20 protein-coding genes and 1 pseudogene are annotated in these 22,101 nt (G+C 71.5%); 11 read left to right on the forward strand and 10 right to left on the reverse strand.

Going from position 1 to position 22,101, the window contains the following annotated elements; all coding sequences use genetic code 11:
- Positions 1-714 carry a DUF2470 domain-containing protein gene (locus ABZS61_RS07785; RefSeq protein ID WP_356417262.1) on the forward strand — a complete coding sequence of 238 codons (714 nt, stop codon included), beginning with the start codon at positions 1-3 and terminating at the stop codon, positions 712-714.
- A gap of 59 nt (positions 715-773) precedes the next feature.
- On the opposite strand, the gene ABZS61_RS07790 is transcribed toward ABZS61_RS07785, so the two are convergent.
- From ABZS61_RS07790 to ABZS61_RS07800, 3 genes and pseudogenes are all read right to left on the reverse strand, one after another.
- Positions 774-1,979 (reverse strand): cytochrome P450, encoded by a 1,206-nt coding sequence (locus tag ABZS61_RS07790; RefSeq protein ID WP_356417518.1) that lies wholly within the window; start codon positions 1,977-1,979, stop codon positions 774-776.
- Positions 1,980-2,097: 118 nt separating this feature from the next.
- Positions 2,098-2,936 (reverse strand): annotated as a pseudogene (locus tag ABZS61_RS07795) (class I SAM-dependent methyltransferase).
- Positions 2,937-3,006: 70 nt separating this feature from the next.
- Positions 3,007-4,026: an aldo/keto reductase gene (locus ABZS61_RS07800; protein WP_356417263.1), complete on the reverse strand. Its 1,020-nt coding sequence runs from the start codon at positions 4,024-4,026 to the stop codon at positions 3,007-3,009.
- Positions 4,027-4,178: 152 nt separating this feature from the next.
- On the opposite strand from ABZS61_RS07800, the gene ABZS61_RS07805 reads away from it, so the two are divergent.
- From ABZS61_RS07805 to ABZS61_RS07815, 3 genes are all read left to right on the forward strand, one after another.
- Positions 4,179-4,769, forward strand: coding sequence for a helix-turn-helix domain-containing protein (locus ABZS61_RS07805; RefSeq protein WP_356417264.1), 591 nt, complete (start codon positions 4,179-4,181; stop codon positions 4,767-4,769).
- 587 nt (positions 4,770-5,356) lie between these two features.
- The gene (locus tag ABZS61_RS07810; RefSeq protein WP_356417265.1) at positions 5,357-5,926 is read left to right on the forward strand and encodes a TetR-like C-terminal domain-containing protein; all 570 of its coding nucleotides are present in this window, start codon (positions 5,357-5,359) and stop codon (positions 5,924-5,926) included.
- A gap of 46 nt (positions 5,927-5,972) precedes the next feature.
- Complete coding sequence (locus tag ABZS61_RS07815) at positions 5,973-7,151, forward strand: GDSL-type esterase/lipase family protein (RefSeq protein ID WP_356417266.1); 1,179 nt, start codon at positions 5,973-5,975, stop codon at positions 7,149-7,151.
- 25 nt (positions 7,152-7,176) lie between these two features.
- Here the strand turns inward: ABZS61_RS07815 and ABZS61_RS07820 are convergent, their stop codons facing one another.
- Entirely contained in the window at positions 7,177-8,127 is a 951-nt protein-coding gene (locus ABZS61_RS07820) for a helix-turn-helix domain-containing protein (protein WP_356417267.1), read from the reverse strand.
- 107 nt (positions 8,128-8,234) lie between these two features.
- On the opposite strand from ABZS61_RS07820, the gene ABZS61_RS07825 reads away from it, so the two are divergent.
- Complete coding sequence (locus tag ABZS61_RS07825; RefSeq protein ID WP_356417268.1) at positions 8,235-9,314, forward strand: saccharopine dehydrogenase NADP-binding domain-containing protein; 1,080 nt, start codon at positions 8,235-8,237, stop codon at positions 9,312-9,314.
- 2 nt (positions 9,315-9,316) lie between these two features.
- On the opposite strand, the gene ABZS61_RS07830 is transcribed toward ABZS61_RS07825, so the two are convergent.
- Entirely contained in the window at positions 9,317-10,276 is a 960-nt protein-coding gene (locus ABZS61_RS07830; RefSeq protein ID WP_356417269.1) for a helix-turn-helix domain-containing protein, read from the reverse strand.
- Between the two features lie 111 nt (positions 10,277-10,387).
- Between ABZS61_RS07830 and ABZS61_RS07835 the strand changes: the two genes are divergently transcribed.
- The 4 genes from ABZS61_RS07835 (at position 10,388) to ABZS61_RS07850 (ending at position 14,266) form a co-directional block, all read left to right on the forward strand.
- Entirely contained in the window at positions 10,388-11,332 is a 945-nt protein-coding gene (locus ABZS61_RS07835; protein ID WP_356417519.1) for an NADP-dependent oxidoreductase, read from the forward strand.
- 208 nt (positions 11,333-11,540) lie between these two features.
- Positions 11,541-13,121 (forward strand): amidohydrolase, encoded by a 1,581-nt coding sequence (locus ABZS61_RS07840; protein ID WP_356417270.1) that lies wholly within the window; start codon positions 11,541-11,543, stop codon positions 13,119-13,121.
- Positions 13,118-13,348: a hypothetical protein gene (locus ABZS61_RS07845; protein ID WP_356417271.1), complete on the forward strand. Its 231-nt coding sequence runs from the start codon at positions 13,118-13,120 to the stop codon at positions 13,346-13,348. The genes ABZS61_RS07840 and ABZS61_RS07845 overlap by 4 nt, the downstream gene beginning before the upstream one ends.
- A gap of 78 nt (positions 13,349-13,426) precedes the next feature.
- Positions 13,427-14,266 carry an alpha/beta hydrolase gene (locus tag ABZS61_RS07850; protein WP_356417272.1) on the forward strand — a complete coding sequence of 280 codons (840 nt, stop codon included), beginning with the start codon at positions 13,427-13,429 and terminating at the stop codon, positions 14,264-14,266.
- A gap of 18 nt (positions 14,267-14,284) precedes the next feature.
- Here the strand turns inward: ABZS61_RS07850 and ABZS61_RS07855 are convergent, their stop codons facing one another.
- The 5 genes from ABZS61_RS07855 to ABZS61_RS07875 form a co-directional block, all read right to left on the reverse strand.
- Positions 14,285-14,824, reverse strand: coding sequence for a MarR family transcriptional regulator (locus ABZS61_RS07855; RefSeq protein WP_356417273.1), 540 nt, complete (start codon positions 14,822-14,824; stop codon positions 14,285-14,287).
- A 92-nt stretch (positions 14,825-14,916) separates the two neighbouring features.
- Complete coding sequence (locus tag ABZS61_RS07860) at positions 14,917-15,549, reverse strand: SRPBCC family protein (protein WP_356417274.1); 633 nt, start codon at positions 15,547-15,549, stop codon at positions 14,917-14,919.
- 153 nt (positions 15,550-15,702) lie between these two features.
- Positions 15,703-18,090 (reverse strand): xanthine dehydrogenase family protein molybdopterin-binding subunit, encoded by a 2,388-nt coding sequence (locus ABZS61_RS07865; protein WP_356417275.1) that lies wholly within the window; start codon positions 18,088-18,090, stop codon positions 15,703-15,705.
- Between the two features lie 5 nt (positions 18,091-18,095).
- Positions 18,096-18,632, reverse strand: coding sequence for a (2Fe-2S)-binding protein (locus ABZS61_RS07870; RefSeq protein WP_356417276.1), 537 nt, complete (start codon positions 18,630-18,632; stop codon positions 18,096-18,098).
- A complete protein-coding gene (locus ABZS61_RS07875; RefSeq protein ID WP_356417277.1) occupies positions 18,632-19,501 on the reverse strand; it encodes a xanthine dehydrogenase family protein subunit M in 870 nt (289 codons plus the stop codon). Before ABZS61_RS07875 ends, ABZS61_RS07870 begins: the two co-directional genes overlap by 1 nt.
- A 142-nt stretch (positions 19,502-19,643) precedes the next feature.
- Here ABZS61_RS07875 and ABZS61_RS07880 point away from each other — a divergent pair, with 142 nt between their 5' ends.
- A complete protein-coding gene (locus tag ABZS61_RS07880; RefSeq protein WP_356417278.1) occupies positions 19,644-20,735 on the forward strand; it encodes an XdhC/CoxI family protein in 1,092 nt (363 codons plus the stop codon).
- Between the two features lie 57 nt (positions 20,736-20,792).
- On the forward strand, positions 20,793-22,097 hold the full coding sequence (locus ABZS61_RS07885) for a TetR family transcriptional regulator (RefSeq protein ID WP_356417520.1): 1,305 nt from the start codon (positions 20,793-20,795) through the stop codon (positions 22,095-22,097).
- Positions 22,098-22,101: the final 4 nt, after the last annotated feature.

Below are 22,101 nucleotides of genomic sequence, written 5' to 3' on the forward strand. Positions count from 1 at the left end.
ATGGCAGTCGTCCCTGCCCGCACCGCCCGGCTGTCCCACGCGGAGCGGATCCGCTCTGTCATCGCCGCCGCGGGCTCGCTCAGCCTGACCACCGCCGGCGCGTCCTACGACCTCATCGCCATGCACACGGTCGAGAACGGGCGGCTCGTGCTCCGCGTGCCCGAAGACACGCCGCTCGCCGCGGAGATGGTGTGCGCTCCGCACGGCGCGCTGGGCGCGCTCCTGGAGTTCACCGACATCGCGCCCGTCCGGGCACGGGACCGGATCCGCGCCCGGGTCACGCTGTCGGGATGGCTCTCGCCGTCCGGTCGGGGGCACGGAAGTGTCCTGGTCCTTGGCCTGGACCCGGCGCGCGCCGGCATCCAGTGGCACGGGCGTGTCCAACACGTCGGCCCCGACGAGGTGTTCCGCGCGGAGCCGGACGCCCTCGCGCTCCAGGAGGCGGCCATGCTGGGCCATCTGGACGACGACCACCACGACGTGGTCGCCCGGCTCGCCCGCCTGGCCGCCCCCGAGGTGCGCCGCGGAGTGGTCGACGTCCGCCCGTACGCCATGGACCGGTACGGGTTCACCCTCCGCTACGAGTACGCCCAGGGCCACCGCGACGCCCGCCTCCTCTTCCCGGCCCCGGTACGCGACGCCGCGGAGGTCGGGGTCCAGGTGGAGGCCCTGCTCGCCCACGCCCGCCACTGCCGGGGTGCCTCCCACTCCTGAACCGCCGCCGTTGACGCCCGGACGGTTCGGCCTCAACAGTGCCGCTCGGACGGCCCGGCTCAGCCGTGCAGCCGCACCGGCAGCGTCCGCACGCTGTTGCCCACGAAGGACGCGTGGCGCGGCAGTTCGGGGTCGGGGACGGCGAGATCGAGGTCGGGGAAGCGTGTGAACAGCTGCTCGAGCGCAACCGTGCTTTCCATCCGGGCCAGGGGTGCGCCCATGCAATAGTGCGCGCCATGGCCCAGCGAGAGGTGCCGGGCCTCGCCGTCACGGGTGATGTCGAAGCGTTCGGCGTCGGGCCCGTGGGCCTTCATGTCGCGGCCCGCCGCGGAGTAACCGGCCAGCACCGGAGTTCCCTTGGGTATCACGGTACCGCCGAGCGTCAGGTCGCGGGTCGGGTAGCGGAAGGGGAAGTAGCTGACCGGACTGTCCCAGCGCAGCGTCTCCTCGACCACGTCCGACCATGTCGCACGGCCTGTGCGGACCAGGGCGAGCTGATCCCGGTGCGTGCACAGAGCCCGTACGGCGTTGGTGATCAGATTGAGCGTCGTCTCGTGCCCGGCGATGATCATGAGCATCAGGGTGCCGATCAGCTCGAGCGGGCCGAGCCGGTCGCCGTCCTCCTCGCGGGCCGCGATCAGCGCGCTGGTGAGATCGTCCCCCGGATCCCCCGTCCGGGCGGCGGCCACCGCACCCAGTACCTCGACCAGATCCCGGTTGGCCGCTATCGCCTCCGCGGGTCCGATGTCCGTGGCGACCACCTGGTTGGACAGGTGGTGCAGCCGGTCGTGGTGTTCGGCGTCCACGCCCAGCAGTTCGCAGATGACACCCATCGGCAGCGGCAGCGCGAAGTGCGTACGCAGATCGGCTGCACCGTCACCGACGGTAGCCGCCTCTTCGAGGTCATCCAGGAGAGAAGCCGTCAACGCCTCGACGCGCGGGCGCATTTCCTCGACCCGGCGGGTGGTGAACGCCTTGCTCACCAGAGACCGCAGGCGCCGGTGATCGGTGCCGTCGGCGGTGGTCATCCCCTGCACGGTGGCGAACGTCTTCAAAGGCCAGCCGTCGGCGATCTCACCGGCCTGGAGCGCCGCGAAGTGCTGGGCGTTCTTGGCGACGTCGGGGTGCGACAGGAACTCCTTGAGCGCGTCGTGATCCAGTACCGCCATTCCCTCCACCTCGCCCGGGAGTATCACCGACGTGACGGCACCCTGGGCGAGGAGTCGGGCGTTGGCCGCGTGCGGGCAACCGCCTGCCGGGTCCATACGGTGCGGCTGGTCCACCGCGGAGTTCACCGGTGACGTGTTCAACAGGACTCTCCAGACTGAAGAAGTGAGTGGGTTCGGAGCACGCCGCGGGGTGCGGCATGTGGTGACCTGGGCGTCATCTTCTGTGGGACACCCCCAGCTCGATGAGGTATCGCTTCGTCACCCGGCCGTCGTACCGCCTCTCGATCAGGCCCGCGACGCACCCGAGCAGGCCGCTCCTGGCTGCTTCCGGAAGATCTCGGTGGCCGGAGTAGGTCCGCAGCAGTTCCAGATAGTCCGACGTGGTGTAGGTGAGGTCCTGCTCGTACCGGCGGTAGGCCGTGGGGCCGAACCGGCCGCTTCGCGCCACCTCATTCGTGTGGTCCGAGCCGTCGACGTCGGCGGCCGCCGGAGGCCTGAGCCCGGGTGGCGTCCGGGGGTCGAAGCGCTCGTAGCAGCGCTGGACCTCGATGAAGAAGTCCTCGGTGCCGCCCCGCACATGCTGGCTGCGCACCACGGCGAGTGCGCCGCCCGGACGCAGCGCGTCGGCGGCTTTGACCACCCGCACCGCGGGGTCGATCCAGTGGAACGCCGTCGCCGAGACGACCGCGTCGAACGGCTCCGGCGGCAACGGCCAACTCTCGAACCGAGCCGTCACCACCTCCACCGACGCGGCCCGGCCAGGTTGCGGCGGGCGACCGAGGCCATGCGCGCGCCCGCCTCGACAGCGGTGATCCGGCAGCCCCGCCCGGCCAGTGGCACCGTCGCCCGGCCGGTTCCGCAGCCCACCTCCAGCACGCGGCTGCCGGGGCGGACACCGGCGAGTTCCGCGAGGCCGTCGTACAGCTCCGGCGGATATCCGGGCCTGGCCCGGTCGTACAGCTCCGCGTCCTCGTCGAAGATCCCGCCCAAATGCACCCGCCGGGACTCCTCGGGCCTGTCGTCGCGTCGCGGACGGTCGGTGTTGTCGGGCATGTGAGCAGGCTAGCGATGTCGGCCCGCTCCTGAGGGGCGCCGGATGAATGGGCGGAAGGCTTTCGGGTGATCAGCGGCGCCGCAGCGACGGGTCGAGGAGCGCGGGCGGGGTGTCGAACTTCTCGTGCGCGGCAAGATCGACACCGGGAGCGACGATCGCGTCGATCGCATCGAGGACGTCGGCGGAGAGCACGGTGTCAGCGGCGGCGAGTTGCGAGTGCAGGTGGTCCAGTGTGCGGGGACCGATGATCGCGCTGGTCACCGCGGGATGGGCGGTCACGAAACCGAGCGCGAGCTGAATCATGGTCAGGCCGGCCTCCTCGGCGACTCCGGCCAACTGCTCGACGGCGTCGAGCCTGGCCCGGTTGGAGGGGATGGTGGTGTCGAAGCGTTCAGGCATGAACGTGGAGCGGCTGGTGCTGATCTCCCGGCCCTCGCGGACCGTACCCGACAGCCAGCCGGAGGCCAGCGGGCTCCACGCCAGCACACCGAGCCCGTACTGCTCGGTCACGGGCAGCACATGGGTCTCGATACCGCGCTGAAGGATCGAGTAGCTGGGCTGTTCGGTGACGTAACGGCCCAGGTGGAACTCGCGGGCGGCCCATTGGGCCTGCACGAGGCGGTAGGCGGGGAAGGTCGAGGAGCCGAAGTAGCGGATCTTTCCCGCGCGCTGCAGGTCGGTCAACGCCGACAGCGTCTCCTCGTCACTGGTGCGCGGGTCCCACCGGTGGATCTGGTAGAGATCGACGTGGTCGACACCGAGACGGCGCAGGCTGTTGTCCAGCTCGGTGACCAGCCAACGGCGGGAACTGCCCTGGTGATTGCGCTCGTCGCCCATCGGCATGTTCGCCTTCGTGGCCAGCACGATGTCGTCGCGGCGGCCGGCGATGGCTTTGCCGACCATCTCCTCCGACTCGCCGTCGCTGTACATGTCGGCGGTGTCGATGACATTGATCCCGCCTTCGAGTGCGGCATCGACGACAGCGGTGGCCTCCTCCTGGGTGGTGCGACCGATCCTGCCGAAGTTCATCGCGCCGAGCGTGAGGGAGCTGACCTGCACGCCGGTACGGCCCAAGGTGCGGTACTGCATGATCGTATTCCTCCATGGCGGGGGAGTGCGGCAGCGGCGCGGATTGGTCGCCGGGCCGCGCTCTGGCATGATGAGTAAACGGAACCTTGCTCCGTTAACGATACGGAACAGTGTTCCGCTTTGGCAAGCCCAACAGTGGACGGAGTGGCGCGGTGAAGGACGGCGACGATGGGACCGGGCGCGCGGCCCGGTCCAAGCGGGCGGACGCCCGGCGGAACGAGGAGACCCTGCTCGACGCGGCCGCCGCGGTGTTCGTCACGTCAGGGGTGGAAGCACCGGTACGCGACATCGCGGCCAGGGCCGGGGTCGGGATGGGCACGATCTACCGCCACTTCCCGACGCGGGCGGACCTCATCATCGCCGTCTACCGACACCAGGTCGAGGCCTGTGCCGAGGCCGGTCCCGCCCTGCTGGACGCCTCCGGGAGTCCGCACGCCGCACTGGGGCAATGGATCGACCTCTTCGTCGACTTCCTGGTGACGAAGCACGGCCTCGCTGCCGTACTGCAGTCCGACGACGCCGGTTTCGACACGCTGCACGCCTACTTCCTCGACCGCCTCGTGCCCGTGTGCACCCAACTGCTCGACGCCGCGGCAGCATCCGGCGAGGTCCGGTCCGATCTGGAGGCCTACGCGCTCATGCGCGGCGTCGGGAACCTCTGCATCGGAGCCGACCGCGATCCCCGGTACGACGCCCGCCGACTGGTCGGACTCCTCGTCGCGGGGCTGCGCCGGCCGCAGTGACCATCGGCCTCGGGGATCGCACCCCCGGTTCGCCGGTGGGGGGCGTCCTCCCCCGAACAGCTCCGCAGGAGCGGACCGGGCGGCGAGGCCGATGACGCGTTCATCGTCCGGGTGCTGGACGAGGACCCCGAGGTCCCGGGAATCCTGGAGGCCAACGGCGGCGCCACCGTCTGGGGCGTGGCGGACTGCTGGACCTCGCCCGTACGATCCTGCTCCTCGAGGAGGGCGCCCGCGCCCTGACGCTGGCCGCGAGCATCGGCGGATCCAGGAACTACGGTCCCGGGGTGCCGGCCCAGCAGTGGACCGCCATGGGGCGCGCCGACGGTCCCCGGGCCCAAGCCCGTATCGCCGAACTCGACGCGGTCGCGGACGGACGGGCGCCCGGTGGAGCACGGGACCGGTGAGCGGTAGGGGCCTTCCGTGAATGCGGAGGTCGGAGGCCCGCGCGGCGTCCCGCCGCGCGGGCCGCCTGGCATGTCTGCGGCCCGCCCCGCCCGCCCCCTCCTGCGCCCAGGTCACACGACCACGTGATTTGCCTAATAGTATTAGGTAAATGCATAATGGGCTCTGTCGAACGGGAGAAATGCATGGTGCGCGCAGGGCTGACCGCGGAACGTCTGACCCGGGCCGGAGCGGAGATGGCCGACGAGGTCGGCTTCGAGCAGGTGACCGTCTCGGCCCTCGCCAGGCAGTTCGATGTCAAGGTCGCGAGTCTGTACTCGCACATCAAGAACTCCCAGGACCTCAGGACCAGGATCGCGCTGCTCGCACTGGAGGAGCTCGCCGACCGTGGCGCCGCCGCCCTGGCGGGGCGGGCCGGCAAGGACGCCCTGGCCGCCCTCGCGAACGTCTACCGCGACTACGCCCACGAGCATCCCGGCCGCTACGCCGCCGCCCAGCTGAGGCTCGATCCGGAGGCGGCTGCCGCCAGTGCCGGCAGCAGGCACGCACAGATGACGCGCGCGATCCTCCGGGGCTACGACCTGCAGGAGCCCGACCAGACCCACGCGGTCCGGCTGCTGGGCAGCTTCTTCCACGGCTACGTCAGCCTGGAGATGGGCGGAGGCTTCAGCCACAGCGCCCCCGACACCCAGGAGACCTGGACCCGGATGATGGACGCCCTCGACGCCCTGCTGCGGAACTGGCCCGCGCCCTGAGACCACTGCCCCACGCACCCGAACGCTTCGACCAACAGGCTGAGACATGTACACCGAGCGCAACTGGATCACCACGCCCGTCACCGCTGACATCCTCCGCGGCGCCCTCGACCTGGAGCACACCGCGCAGGGCCTCCTGCCGCACCGGCTTCCCGCCTGGGCCCGCGCCCAGTGCACCGACGGTCAACTGTCGATGGCGGAGGCCCAGCCCTCCGGCGTACGGCTCGTGTTCCGCACGCGCGCCACCGCCGTCGAACTGGACACGGTGCCGACGAAGCGCGTCTACGTGGGTGCTCCGCCCCGCCCGGACGGCATGTACGACCTGCTCGTCGACGGCCGCCTGACCGGCCGGGCCGGCGTGTCCGGCGGCAACACCCTCACCATCGACATGACCACCGGATCGGTCGTTCACGAGCCCGGCGGGGCAGGCACCCTCCGTTTCGCCGATCTGCCCGACGGCGACAAGGACGTCGAGATCTGGCTGCCGCACAACGAGACCACCCAACTGGTCGCGCTGCGCACCGACGCCCCCATCGAGCCCGCACCGGACACGGGGCGCAAGGTATGGCTGCACCACGGCAGTTCGATCAGCCACGGATCCGATGCCGCAGGCCCCACCGGCACCTGGCCCGCACTCGCCGCGTCCCTCGGCGGCGTGGAACTGATCAATCTGGGCCTGGGCGGCAGCGCGCTGCTCGACCCGTTCACCGCGCGGACCATGCGGGACACCCCCGCGGACCTGATCAGCGTCAAGATCGGCATCAATCTGGTCAACACCGACCTGATGCGCCTGCGTGCCTTCGGTCCGGCGGTGCACGGCTTCCTCGACACCATCCGGGAGGGGCACCCGACCACGCCGCTGCTGGTCGTCTCGCCCATCTTCTGCCCGATCCACGAGGACACCCCCGGCCCGGCCGCCCCGGACTTCAGCAACATCGGAGAAGGGAAGCTGAGCTTCCTCGCCACGGGCGATCCTGCGGACCCCACCCGCCTGACGCTCAACATCATCCGGCAGGAACTCGTCCGCATCACCACCGTGCGGGCCGCCGACGACCGCAACCTGCACTACCTCGACGGACGCGAGCTCTACGGTGAGGCGGACTTCGCCGAACTGCCGCTGCCCGACCAGCTCCACCCGGACGCCGCGTCGCACCGTCGCATAGGCGAGCGCTTCGCCGGTGCCGCCTTCGCCGGCACCGGCGTCTTCACGGGCAGCAGCACCTGAACCGGCTGCTGTTCGGTCCGCCGAGTCACGCCCCTCGGGAGCCGAACGTCCGCCGGTACGCCTCGGGCGGCAGGCCCGTGACGCGGGTGAAGTGCCGCCGCAGAGTGGCGGCCGTCCCCATGCCCGTCCACGCCGCGATCCGCTCGATGCCGGCGTCGCTCGATTCCAGCAGCTCCTGCGCCCGCCGCACGCGCTGACTGAGCAGCCACCGCAACGGTGGCGTTCCGGTGACGGCGTGGAAGTGGCGGGCCAGGTTGCGGCTGCTCATGCCCGCCTGCCGGGCCAGGTCCTCCACCGTGAGCGGCTGGTCGAGCCTGGCCAGCGCCCAGGGAAGCAGATCGGCGAGTGGGTGGTCGCGCCCGTGCGTGACGGCCGCCGGAATGAACTGTGCCTGGCCGCCGTCCCGATGGGGCGGGGTGACGAGACGTCTGGCGAGCGCGTTGGCCACCGTCGCCCCGTAGTCGGCACGGACGATGTGCAGGCACAGGTCCATACCCGCGGCCTTCCCCGCCGAGGTGAGAACGTTGCCCTCGTCGGTGAAGAGCACTCCGGCATCGACCCTGACGCGCGGGTACCGCGCGGCGAGCAGGTCCGTATGGGCCCAGTGCGTGGTGACTCGGCGTCCCTCCAGGAGCCCGGCCGCGGCCAGGACGAAAGCCCCGGTGCACAGGGACACGATCCGTGCTCCCGCCGCGTGGGCGGTACGGACGGCGTCGACCAACTCCTCCGGCGGGTCCCCGTCGACGCCACGCCACGCCGGGACGACCACCGTGTGCGCGTCGGCCAGGGCTTCCAGCCCCCGTGAGGCCTCGGCCCGGAACCAGCTCCCGACGCGGGCCCCGTCCGTACCGCAGACGCTGAAGGAGTACCACGGGCGGGCGGCGAGGTCGGAGTGGTCCGTGCCGAAGACCTCGCAGGCCGCGGCGGCCTCGAAGAGCATGCTGCCCTCGGTGAGCACCATCACCACTGTTCGCATGTCCGAAACTGTACGCCCCTCGTCGTTTCAGCCGCTGGTGACGTACTGGGTGGGCGTAGATCATTGCGGGCAGGGGCACTTCGCCCTCCGGAGACCAGGAGTCAACGATGAGCTACGCCCCTTCCGCATCTGCCGCACCGTCCGCCGGGAACCGCTCCGGGCGGCCGGTGGTTGCCGTGCTCGGCGCCTACGGCCACACCGGCCGCTTCGTCGTGGCGGAGCTGCTGCGCCGGGGCCTGACACCCCTTCTTGTCGGGCGGGACCGCCAGAAGCTCGACGCGCTGCGCGGCACGGACGGCGACCTGTCCGTGCGTGTGGCGTCCACAGAGGACCCGGCGTCCCTCGACCGTGCCCTCGACGGTGCGGCGGCAGTCGTCAACTGTGCAGGACCGTTTGTCGCTACGACTCCTGCCGTCGCCCGGGCGGCGCTCCGTGCAGGCATCCCGTACCTTGACGTCGCGGCCGAACAGGGCGTCACCGCCGCCCTGTTCGACACCTACGGCGACAGCGCCCGGGAGGCGGGCGTCCTCCTCGTGCCGTCCCTGGCCTTCTACGGCGGCCTGGGTGACCTCCTCGCCACCGCGGCCCTGGGCGACTGGCCGGACGCCGACGAAGTCACCCTTGCCTATGGCCTCGACAGCTGGCACCCGACTCCCGGCACACGGCTCACGGGTGAGACCAACGCCGGGCAGCACCTCACGTACACGGGAGGGCGGCTCCAGCCCTTCAACTACTCCCAGGACGTCTTCCCGTGGCGTTTCCCGGAGCCGTTCGGCACCCAGGACGCCAGCGCGTTCGCGACGGCCGACCAGGTCACCCTCCCGCGCCACGTGCGGACGCCGGAGGTGCGCGCGGTGATGAACCTCGCGCCACTGCAGGACATCCGTGCCGCGGAGACCCCGGCGCCCGTACCCGCCGACGAAAGAGGGCGCTCCGCACAGAACTTCCTCGTCGAGGCGGTCGTCCGCCGTGGCCGTGAGACACGCCGAGCCGTCGCAGGAGGGCGCGACATCTACGCCGTCACGGCGCCGCTCGTGGTGGAAGCGGTCGCGCGCATCCTCGACGGGCGCTGCAAGGCGACGGGTGTGGCCGGTGTGGGTGAGGCGTTCGACGCCGTGAGCTTCCTGCGTGCGCTGACGCCCGAACACCTCACCCGGCTCGACCTGCCGGCCGACGAGGACCGGTGAGCTCAGCGGGCGTCCGCCGGCATGCCGCGGAACGTACGCCGGTAGGCGAGCGGAGTCACGCCGATGGCCGTGTGCAGGTGCTGACGCAACGACGTGCCGGTGCCGAAGCCGACCTGCGCGGCGATGTCGTCCACCGGGAGATCGCTGGACTCGAGCAGGTGGCGTGCTCGGGCGACCCGCTGCTGGATCAGCCAGCGGCCCGGACTCATTCCCACCTCGTCGCCGAAGCGGCGGGCGAAGGTACGCAGGCTCATGCGCGCGTGGCCGGCGAGTTCGGTCAGGCTCAGGGGCTCGTACAGGTGCTCCAACGCCCACTGGCGGGTGGCGGCCGTACTGTTCGCGGACGCCCCGGGCACGGGCTGCTCGATGTACTGGGCCTGCCCGCCGTCCCGCCACGGCGGAACGACGCAGGCGCGCGCGACGTGGTTGGCGACGGCGCTGCCGTGGTCCTTGCGCACGAGGTGCAGGCACACGTCCACTCCTGAGGCCGCACCCGCCGACGTCAGCACGTCGTCGTCGTCGACGAAGAGCACGTCCGGATCCAGCGCGATGTGAGGGAACCACTCCTGGAAGAGCCGGGTGACGGCCCAGTGCGTCGTGGCCGGCCGACCGTCGAGCAGTCCGGCCGCGGCGAGGACGAAGGCGGCCGTGCAGATCGACACGATGCGCGTGCCCGTCGGTACGGACGCGAGGGCCGCAGCGACCGGCGGCGGTACCTCCCGGGTGATGCGCGAGGTGTCGAAGGGCGGGATCACCACGGTGTCGGCCTCGGCCAGTGCCTCCGGTCCCTGTTGGACACTGATCGAGAAGTCGGAGTTGGTGTGCACCGGACGTCCGTCGACGGTGCAGGTCACGACCTCGTACAGGCCCCCTGCGGCCCCGAAGACCCGGCTCGGAATACCCAGCTCGAACGGGTACACGCCGTCCAGTGCGAGCACGACGACGCGGTGTGGACGTCCCATGGCAGAATCCTGTCGAAAGGTGGCAATCATGCCATGGTACTCAACCGGTGGTGCCGCGAAGCTGGACGTATGAGTCACAGCACAGCGAACAGCGCTGCCCCCGCCGCCACCATGCGCGCCATCAGCCAGAACACCTACGGAACCCCGGACGTCCTCGAGGAGGTCCGCCTGCCGCTGCCCGCCCCCGGACCGAGCCAGATTCTGGTCGCCGTCCGCGCGGCCGGCGTCAACCCCACCGACTGGAAGCACCGTGAGGGCGGCATGTTCCTCGACCGGCTGCCGCTCGTCCTCGGCTGGGACGTCTCCGGGACCGTCGAGGCCGTCGGCTTCGGCGTCACCCTGTTCAAGCCCGGTGACGAGGTCTTCGGAATGCTTCCGTACCCGTACGGACTCGGCTCCCACGCCGAGTACGTGAGCGGGCCGGCGCGGGCCTTCGCCCACAAGCCGGCCGGTATCGACCACGTCCAGGCCGGAGCCCTCCCGCTGGCCGCCCTCACCGCGTACCAGGCACTCGTCGACACCGCCGGGGTCCGGGCCGGGCAGCGGGTTCTCGTCCACGCGGCCGCGGGCGGCGTCGGCCACCTCGCCGTCCAGATCGCCAAGGCCCGCGGCGCCTACGTCATCGGCACCGCGAGCGGCGCCAAGCACGACTTCGTGCGCTCCCTCGGCGCGGACGAGGTGATCGACTACCGCAGCGTCGACTTCGCCGAAGTGGTTCAGGACATCGACGTCGTCCTCGACCCCCTGTCCGGCGACACCCGGGCCCGCTCCCTCGGCGTCCTGCGCACCGGCGGCATCCTCGTCTCCCTCCTGCCGGGGACCGACCCGGGCGAGGCGGACAGGGCGGCCGAGCTGGGCGTGCGTGTCGTCTCCATGCTCGTGGAGGCGGACCGGGCCGGCATGGAGGCGATCGCGAGCCTCGTGGCAGCGGGCTCCCTGCGTGCCCATGTCGAGGCCGCCTTCCCGCTCGCCGAAGCGGCGAAGGCCCATGCCCTCGGAGAGACCGGCCGGACCACCGGCAAGATCGTTCTGGTCGTCGGGCCCCAGGACGTCTGACCGGGCCCCGAGGTCGTGGCCGGACCGGGCGTCCGGCCACGACCTCGGGCGCACGCCGTCCGCCCCGTCGACAGGCCGCCCGGATCAGGTTAGCGTTACCTAAGTTCCGGCCGGTCGCCCGCCATCCGAGCGGCGGACAGCCCTGCCCAAGTGCCGGGCACGGACGACGAGATGGCCGCGACCTGCGACGACCGGTGACTGACTGCCCATGCTCTCCACGAGGCTGACGAACGCACACATCCTCACCATGGACCCGGACCGCCCCGTCGCCCACGAACTGGGCATCTGGAACGGCCTGATCGTGGGACTCGACGACGAGGCGGCCGCCCTCCCCGCACGTGAGGTCATCGATCTCCAGGGCGCCACCGTGCTGCCCGGTTTCATCGACAGCCACGTACACCTGGCATGGACCGGTCTCAGAGCGAGCACGCCCAGCGTCGCCCCCTGCGAGCGGGTCGAGGACGTCCTCGCCGTCGTCGCGGAGGCCGTCACGCGGACACCTGCGCCCGGTGCGTGGGTCGACATCGCCGGCTACGACCAACGGGCCCTGGGACGCCATCTGACCGCCGCCGAACTGGACCGGGTCAGCCAGGGGCGCAAGGTGTTCCTGATGCACGACTCCGGACACGCCTGCGTGGTCAACAGCGCGGTCCTGGAGCTCCTCCCGGCCGGAGTGCCGCAGCAGGAGGGCTTCCTGGCGGAAGGCGCCATGACCGCGGCACGCGGACTGCGCCTGCCGTACTCCCAGGAGGAGCTCGCCGACGCGATCGAGTACGCGGCCCGCGGCTGCCTCGCCGAGGGCATCACCGCGTGCGCGGAAGCGGGCATCGGTGGCGGCCTCCTGGGCAACAGCCCGGTCGAAGCCGGGGCGTACCAACTGCTCCGGGACCAGGGCCGGCTGCCCCTGAGGGTCCAGCTCATGGCCGCGGGAGACACCCTGCGGCCACGCGCCGCGCACCGCGACGACGGCATTTCGCGGGCCATGGACCTGGGCATTCGCACCGGGTTCGGCGACGGCTGGCTCTCGCTGGGGGCGCTCAAGATCTACACCGACGGCGGGATGATGGCGCGCACCGCGGCGCTCACCTCCCCGTACGAGGGCATGACCCACACCGGGCAGCTCCAGGACGACCCCGGCCGTCTCACGGACCTCATCGTGGACGGCCACCTCGCCGGCTGGCAGCTCGCCGTCCACGCCATCGGCGACCGTGCCGCCGACCTGGCGCTGGACGCGCTGGAGCGGGCGCAACGGCTGAGGCCCCGGCCGGACGCGCGCCACCGCGTCGAGCACGCCGGGCTGATCAGGCCCGATCAGCTGCCGCGCTTCGCCCGCCTCGGCGTGAGCGCCGTGATCCAGCCCAACTTCCTGCGCTACTTCGGCGACGACTACGCGGCCGTCATGGGGGAGGAGCGAGCGGCGTGGATGTACCGGGGCCGGGGATTCCTCGACCACGGCGTCACACTCGTGGGCAGCTCCGACCGGCCCGTCACGGACGGTGCGCCGCTGCGCGCGATCCAGTTCATGGTCGAGCGTGCCTCCGCCTCCGGCCTGCTGATCGGACCGGGCGAAGGCATCACCGTCGACGAGGCCCTGCGTGCCTACACCGTCGCCGGTGCCCACGCCTGCCGGTGGGACGACACCGCCGGCACCCTCAGCCCGGGCAGACGCGCCGACCTCGTGGTGCTCGGGGACGATCCGAGGCGCGTCGACCCCTCGCGCATCGGAGACATCGAGGTCGTAGCCACGTACGTGGCCGGCCGTGACACCAAGGAGACGGGAAAGCCGTGAGTGGACGAACGGAAGCACCCGAACGATGGGCAGGGCTGTGGCAGAAGACGCCCGCGCCGGCCGCCCGGTGGGTCATCTGGAACACGGACGGGGCGAGCATGGTCTTCGACAGGGAGCTCAACATGCCTGCCGAAGTGGCCGATACGGACCTGCGTGAGGTCCTGCGCAGAATGCGGGAGGCCGGGGCGCCGGAGGACGACGAGTATCCGGGCCGCGCGTGCGCCTAGCGGGCGCACCACTTCGCCCGTCGACCACCGTGCAATATCCGGTTGCTCCGGCCGTACGCCGTTGGCAGACTCCTGGCCATGATCGCCTTCACCGCCCATGACGGTACCGAGCTTGCCTGCCATGCGTTCGGAGAGGGCGCTCCGGTGCTCTGCCTTCCCGGCGGACCGATGCAGGACTCCGTGTACCTGGGGAACCTCGGCGGCCTCGCCGCGCACCGGCAGCTGATCATGCTGGACCTGCGCGGAACCGGACGGTCGGCCGTACCCGAGGATGTCTCCTCCTACCGCTGCGACCGGCTCGTCGACGACGTGGAATCCCTGCGCGTGCACCTGGGCCTCGACACGGTGGACGTCCTCGCGCACTCGGCCGGCGCCAATCTGGCCGTGCTGTACGCGGAGCGCCACCCGGAGCGCGTCGGCAGGCTCGCGCTGATCGCGCCGAGCGTCATGGCCGTCGGCATCACGATCACGGGAGAACTCCGGCGCGGGACCGCCCGCCTCCGCCGGGACGAGCCGTGGTTCCCCGAGGCCTTCGCCGCCCTGGAAGCGATCGTTGCCGGCAGCGCGACCCCCGAAGCGTTCGAAGCCATCGCCCCGTTCTTCCACGGCCGCTGGGACGAAGCGGCCAAGGCGTTCCGGGCCGCGGAGCCCGCTCAGAAGAACGCGGAGGCGGCGGGCGTGTTCGCGGCCGAGGGCGCCTTCGATCCGGACACCACCCGGGCGGCGCTCGCACGGTTCCCCGGGCCTGTCCTCCTGTTGGCAGGAGAGGTCGACCTCAACTCCCCACCGCCCGCGGTGAACGAGTTCGCCGGTCTGTTCCCGCACGCCGAGCTGGTCGTTCAGTCCGGGGCCGGGCACTTCCCGTGGCTCGACGATCCCGACGCGTTCGTGGCGTCCACCGCGGCATTCCTCGGATGAGGGACGCCACACCGCTGATCACGCCGTGGTCGGTTCCTCGTCGGAATGGATGATCGAGACCTCGAGCTTGCGCAGCAGTCGCGCCAGCTGGCGGCACTCGGACGGCGAGAGCCCGCTGAGCATCCGGCGTTCGTTGTCGAGGTGTTCAGAGAACACGGTGTCCACCGTCGACAGGCCCTTGTCGGTCAGACGGGAGTAGACGACCCGGCGGTCGTCGGCGTCCCGCTCGCGAACGATGAGACCGTCCTTCTCCAGGCGGTCGATCCGCAGCGTCACTCCTGCCGATGACACCAGTCCGGTGTCCGCGAGCTGACCTGCCGTCAGCCGGAAGGGCGCTCCGGACCGCCGTAGAGCGGTCAGCACGTCGAAGCCGGCCACGGAAAGACCGTGACGCTCGATCGACGCCGTCAGCCTGGTGCTGTAGCGCAGGAAGGAACGGTGGAGGCGCGCGAGGACCTCGAGGGGACTGGTGTCCAGCTCGGGGCGTTCACGTGCCCAGTCCTCGATCACGCTCGCGACGGCGTCCCGGTCCACCGGCTTCGATGCAGCCATGCCCATCCCCTCGTACAGCGCCCGCCACTTGTCACGGCACTGAGAATCTTACCGCTGAGGCGATGGGCCGGACCGGGGGAGGGGCCGGACAGCCCGCATCACCTGCGGGAACGTCGCCTCAGCAGCTGGATCACCACGACCGTGACCAGCACCGCCGCCGTCGGCACGGCTGCCTTCCTGAGCAGTACGGGCAGCACCGCCGCTCCGAGGTCCACCGCCTCCGGCTCGGACGGGAACCGGGCGGACGGCATCGCCGCGCCCGCCGCCGCAGTGACGGAACCGGAGTCCCCGGAGCCCCGCAGCAGCTCTTCGAGACGGGTGGCGAACTGCTGGACGATGCGGTCGCCGACCTCCGTCATGATGCCCCGGCCGAACTGGGCGGGACGGCCGGTGATGTCGAGGTCCGTACGTACACGCACCCGGGTGCCGAGCGGGTCGGCGGCCAGCGTCGCGGTGACCGTGGCCGACGCGGTACCCGAGCCCCGGGTCTCGCTCCCGCTGAGGTCGAGGTGCATCGAACGGGCGGACCCGTCGCGGCTGACGGTGCCCTCGCCGCGGTAACTCATCTGCACCGCGCCGACCTTGACCTTGACGCGGCCGGTGAACGAGTCACCGTCGAGGGTGTCCAGCACGGCGCCGGGCATACACGGTGCGACCCGGTCGAGGTCGAGGAACAGCTTCCAGGCGTCGTCGGGACCTGCCGGGACGGTGAAGGAGTGGTCGAGTTGCATGGGTGTCCAATCGGAGGAGCTGCCGGCCGGGCCGGAATGAGGGAGGTCCGGCCGCGGCGGTCACGCGGAGTCATCAACGGGCCGGATTCAGGTGCGGAACAGGTCGGGCGCTGCACGGGCTCACGTGCGGAACGGGTCAGGTGCTGCCCGGGCTCACATGCGGTCGGCCGTACGGATCAGGTCACGGACCCGGCTGGGGGAGAGCGGCCCGCGGCGTACGACCACGCCGAAGGGGCGCAGCGCGTCCTCGACGGCACCGGCCAGCACCGCTTGTGGGGCGATCGCGCCGCCCTCTCCGAGCCCCTTGACCCCGAGATCGTTCATCGGGCTGGGGGTGAAGGTCTCGTCCATGTCGAGGTCGGGTATCTCCGAGGACGTGGGCACCAGATAGTCCATGTACGTGCCGGTGCGGGGCTGGCCGTCGGGGCCGTAGACCATCTCCTCGTACAGGGCACCGCCGATCCCCTGAGCGATGCCGCCGGTGACCTGGCCCTCCGCGATCATCGGGTTGACGATGTTGCCCGCGTCGTGGACGACGACGTAGTGCAGGATCTCGATGCCGCCGGTGTGCGCGTTGACCTCGACGACCGCCGCCTGTGCTCCGGCCGAGACCGCGAAACCCGGTGGGCGGAAGTGCACGGTCTCGCTGATCTCCGTGCCGTACCGCCCGTCGGCGGGTTCCGGGGTGCCGGGCAACGGTGCGCGCCCGGCCAGCTCGGCCAGACCGATGGACGGGCCGCCCGGCTCCTTGGACGACACGACGCCGTCGTGCAGGCCGAGTCCGTCCGCGTCGACGCCGAGACGGCGCGCCGCCGCTTCGACGATCTTCTCGCGGACCAGCCGACCGGCCCGGTGGGTGGCGTTGCCCGCGTTGACCAGGGCCCGGCTGGCGATGGTGCCCACACCGAACGGGGTGGCCTCCGTGTCCCCGCCGACCACATCGATGGCATCGAACGGCACCCCGATGGCGTCCGCGGCGATCTGTGCCATGGAGGTGCGGTGCCCCTGTCCCTGGGAGGGGGCGCCGATGGCGAGGCGCACCCTGCCGCTGGGGGCGACGTCGATCCGGGCGGTCTCGAACGGTCCGAGGCCGGTGGCCTCGATGTACATGGCGAATCCGATGCCGACGTACTTTCCGTCACGGTCACCTGCGCGCTGCCGTGCGCGCACCCCCTCGACATCGGCCTTGGCCACGGCGCGGCGCAGCAGTTCGGGATAGTCCCCGGAGTCGTACGTCTGCGGTCGGCCCGAGCGGTCCACGAGTCCGGTCGCGTACGGCATCGCGTCCGGCCCGACAAGGTTGCGTGCCCGCAGCTCCTCCGGCTCGATCCCCAGTTCCGCGGCCAGCCTGTCCATCGCGCGTTCCATGGCGAAGACCGTCTCCGGGCGTCCGGCTCCCCGGTAGGGCGTGGCGAAGGTGGTGTTGGTGAGCACACCGACCACGTCGATGTCCACGTTGGGGATGCGATAGGGGCCCAGCAGATGGCAGAGCGAGTTGTACGGCACGACGAGGCCGGTCATGTTGTAGGCGCCGAAATTGACGGTGATCCGGTCACGTACGGCGATGATCAGGCCCTCGGAGTCCGCGGCGAGCTCGATGCGGTGGATCTGCTCGCGGGCGTGGGAGGAGGCGGTGAGGTTCTCGTTGCGGTCCTCGCGCCACAGCACGGGGCGGCCGATGCGGCGAGCGGCATGGGGGACGATGAGTTCCTCGACGTAGAGGATGCCCTTCTGGCCGAAACCGCCGCCGACGTCGGCCGCGATGACGTGGACGGCTGCGGGTTCCAGCCCCAGGGTGTGTGCGATGGCGTCCCGCAGCCGGTGCGGGGTCTGGGTGCCCGACCAGACGGTCAGCCGGCCGCTGTACGGCTCCACCTGGGCCGAGATCGCGCGGGTCTCGATCGGGGAGGCGACGTACCGGTGGGCCTCGAACCGCTCGCTCACCACGGTGTGCGCGCGGGTGAACGCCGCGTCCGGGTCGCCGACACGGGCGGCGACGGTGACCGCCGTGTTGTCGGGCAATTCCTCGTGCAACCGAGGCGCGTCAGGGGTAAGGGAGAGCTCGGGGTCGACGAGCACGGCCAGCGGGGAGTAGCGCACGTCGACGAGTTCCAGGGCGTCCTCGGCGAGGTAGCGGTTCTCGGCGAAGACCACGGCGACGGGCTGGCCGACGTAGAGGACCTTGTCGGCGGCGAGCAGCGGCATGGGAGTCATGCGGACCACCGGGTCCAGGAGTTCGGCGAGCCCCGGCGGGGTGCGCAGCTCCTCCTTGTTCAGCATCGCCGGAAGGTCCGCCACGTCGTCGCCGGTCCAGACGGCGACGACGCCGGGTGCGGCCAGCGCCGCGCTCACGTCGACGGAGTCGATGCGGGCGTGAGCGTGCGGACTGCGCAGGAAGGCGGCCTCGACGGCGCCGGGCAGGGCGATGTCGTCGACATAGCGGCCGTTGCCGCGCAGCAGCCGGTCGTCCTCGACGCGCGGGACGGAGCGGCCTATCCAGCTCCCGTCGCCGGGCCGGTGCGGGTGGGAATCCTGGGACATGCGGGTCACTCCCCGAATCGCTCGTCGAGTGCCTGGCACACGGCACGGCGGATGTTGCGGTAGCCGGTGCACCGGCACAGGTGCCCGCTGAGTGCGTCGGCGACCTGCTCCTTGTCCGGGCGCTCCGGCTGCTCGGTGAGGGCGGTCGCCGTCATCACGAACCCGGGCGTGCAGAAGCCGCACTGCATGCCGTGGCACTCGTGGAAGGCCCGCTGCACGGAGGTGAGCGGGGCGTCGCCGGGGGTGAGGCCCTCGACCGTGCGGATCTCGGCGCCCCGGCACTGCACGGCCAGAGTCAGACAGGTACGCACCGGTTCGTCGTCGACGAGGACGGTGCAGGCGCCGCAGACCCCGTGTTCGCAGCCGACGTGCGTACCGGTGAGACCGAGCCGGTCGCGCAGGAAGTCGCTGAGGAGCAGCCGGGACTCGACCTGGGCGCTGACCGGACGGCCGTTGACGGTGAGGGAGATCTCGTGCCAGGCGGAGGGCTCGGCGAGAGGCGGCGTACGCGCCGCGAGCGGGGTGGGGACGGACGGGGTCATCAGCAGCGCTCCCAGGCGGTGGTGCAGGCGCGGACGAGGAGATGAGCGGCGCCTTCGCGCCGGTACTCGGCGGAGGCATGGATGTCGTCGGAGGGGGCGAGCCCGGCCAGAGCGGCGTCGGCCGCCGCGGCGAGGGCCTGCCCGCCGGCATTGCTGCCGACGAGTGCGTCCTCGGATGCGGCCAGCCGTACGGGGACGGGGGCCGCGCCGCTGAAGACCACACGGGCGGTCCGGACCGTGCCCGTCCCGGCGCTCCGTTCCAGCACGACGGCCACGCCGACGGTGGCGAAGTCGCCGTGTCTGCGGGTGAGTTCCTCGAAGGCCCAGCCGTGACCCGCCGGGAGCGGGGGGAACACGACCTCGGTGAGGAGTTCGTCCGCCTCGACCGCCGTGGAGAAGGTCGCGACGAAGAAGTCCTCGGCGGTGACGGTACGCGTACCGCGAGGCCCGGTGATCACGAACCGTGCGTCCAGGGCGAGGGCCGCGGTGGGCAGCTCGGCGGCCGGGTCGTGGTGGGCGAGGCTGCCGCAGACGGTGCCGCGGTTGCGGATCTGCGGGTGGCCGATCTGCTCGATCGCGGCGGCCAGCAGGGGCCACCCGTCCCGTACCGCAGGGTCGGCGGCCGCGCGGGCCTGCCGCACGGCCGCTCCGATGCGGAGGTTGCCTTCCGTGTCGACGTGAAGGCGCCCGAGCTCCGGGATGCGGGTGATGTCGACGAGCAGCTCGGGTCTGGCGAGGCGCATGTTCAGCATGGGGATCAAGGACTGGCCGCCCGCCACGACCTTGGCCTCCCGCTCCTCGTCGGCGAGGAGGGCGACCGCCTCGCCGACGGTGCTGGGGGCGGTGTAGTCGAAGGATGAGGGTTTCAACCTGCTGCCACCGTTCCTCTCTGGTCGTCGTCGCGCCGTTCCGTTCGACACGTACAGATCTATCTAGTACCTAAAATGATTTACACTAAAGTTTCTTCTTGGCAAGAGGCTGTCCGAGATTTCCCAGTCCGAGGTGAGCGACGTGCGACACATCTTCGAGCAGGCGGACGCCTGGCAGCGCGACGGAATCCGCTTCGCCATGGCGACCGTTCTGCGGACCTGGGGCTCGGCGCCGCACGCGCCGGGCGCGTCGATGCTGGTGTCCGAGGACGGCCGTATCGTCGGCAGCGTCTCCGGCGGCTGCGTCGAAGCCGCCGTCTGCGCGATCGCGGAGGAGGTGCTCGCGGGCGCCGCCCCGACCGTCGAGCGCTGGGGCGTCGGTGACGAGGACGCCTTCGCGGTGGGTCTGACCTGTGGCGGCACGATCGAGGTGCTGATCCGTGAGGTGGGGCCCGAGGTGCCGCTCGGCCGTGTCGCCTCCGATCTGGCGGCCGGCGTACCGGTGGCTCTGGTCACTCCCCTCGACGGCGGCGGACTGGCCGTCGGCGGTGGGACGGTGACCGGCTCCCTGGGTGACCCGCATGCGGACAGAGCGGCGGTCCTGGCCGCCGAGGGCATGCTCGGACGGGCCGTGAGTGGGCTCGTGACCAGCGGAAACGATGCGGCCGACGGCGCTGCCTGCGGGCCGGAGAGGGAGCTGCTGGTGCAGTCGTTCGCCCCCCGGCCGCGGCTGCTGATCTTCGGCGCGGCCGAGTTCGCCCGGCCCCTGGCGGGCATCGGCGCCGCGCTCGGGCACCGCGTGACGGTCTGCGACGCCAGGCCCGCCTTCGCGGCGCCCGAGCGCTTTCCCGGCGCCGACGAGGTGGTCACCGACCGGCCCGAGCGATGGTTCCGCACCCAGGAGGATCTGGTCGACCCGGGGACCGCGGTGATCGTGCTGACCCACGACCACCGCTTCGACGTGCCGGTCCTCGCGCTCGCGCTGCGCAGCCGGGCCGGATACGTGGGCGCCATGGGCAGCCGCCGTACGCATCAGGACCGGCTCGAACGACTGCGTGCGGCCGGCACCACCGAGGCGGAGATCGCACGGCTGCGTTCCCCGGTCGGCCTGGATCTCGGCGGCCGGGGACCCGAGGAGACAGCCGTGTCGATCATGGCCGAGATCATCGCGGTGCGGCGTGGCGGCAGCGGACTTCCACTCACCTTCCGGTCCGGCCCCGTGCACACAGTGTGACCATTTTTGAACGACTGTTTTTATGAACACTCGTTTAATGTGAGGCCTGTGGATCCGATGAGCAAGGGCCGTCGACGAGCGGCCGGAAGTCCCGCCCCCGATGCCGGGCAGTCGGCGGCAGCGCCGCGCCGCCCCGGCTCCCACGACCCGGAAGGCAATCGACGCGCGGTCCTCGATGCTGCCCGCCGGTTGTTCGGCGCGCACGGCTACAAGGGTGTCGGGGTCCGCGCCATCGCGGCCGAGGCCGGGGTGACACCGGGCCTGGTGATGGCGTACTTCGGCACCAAGGACGGGCTGTTCCGCGAGGCGGTCGGGGGTGGAGCGGGTGTCAGCGGCGATGTGCTCGGTGCCGACGCCACGGGTGATCTGCCGGCTGCCCTGGCCCGGGCCTACCTGGAACGGTGGGACCGGCTGCCGGCCGACGATCCCTGGCCCGCTCTGATCCGTTCGGCGGTCAGCCACCCGCCGAGTGCGGAACTGCTGCGCACGATCCTGGAGAAGCAGGTCGGCGAACCGCTCGCGCGGCTGCTCGGCGACTCGGCCGAGGCGGAGGTGCGCATCGCCATGATCCGCAGCGTTCTCTTCGGCGTGATCATGGAACGCTATGTCTTCGCGCATGATCCGGCGGTTTCCGTCCCGACCGGGGAACTCGCTCCCGCGCTGACGGACGTGCTCACCACCGCCTTCGGCGACGCCCTCCGTTCCGCCCGCGGCCAGGAACACGGCACCCAGGGTTCCGGCGGGGCCTCGTCCACCCGCCCCGAGATGCCGGAGACCGGGCACCCGGAGGCCGGGCACCCGGAGGCCGGGCACCCGGAGGCCGGGCACCCGGAGGCCAGGCACCCGGAAGCCGGACAGCCGGACGCCCGGCGCCCGGAAGCCTGGCGGTCCGCGCAAGCAGCACCCCCTGGCGCGGACGATTCCGCCTCGTCCCTGTTCGACAGCCTCAGCGAGTGCGCCAGGCGTCATCAGGAGCTCGTCGGCAGGACCGTCCGGGCGTATGGCATCACTCCGCCCGCCTACGAGGTGCTTGCCACGCTGCGCGACGCGGGTGAGCCCCACCGCCGGACCATGGGCGAGGTGGCGGCCGCAGGCACCGTCCGTGCGGGCGGCCTCACCCAGCACGCGGACCGTCTGGAGGCGGTGGGCCTGATCCGGCGTGAGCGCGACGCCGATGACCGCCGGATCGTCCGGCTGTGCCTCACTCCCGAGGGCATCGCGCTGTCCGACCGGGTCTCCGCCGCACGGTCCGCCCAGGAGCGCGAACTGCTCGCCGGGCTGGGGATTGCGGACCGGCGCCGGCTGGCCGGGCTGCTCGGCACCCTGGGGCACACGCTGGGGGCCGGAGTCCCGGAGCAGTGATCAC

Origin of the sequence: Streptomyces sp. NPDC005566, from assembly GCF_040605575.1 — a bacterium.
Lineage (GTDB): Bacteria > Actinomycetota > Actinomycetes > Streptomycetales > Streptomycetaceae > Streptomyces.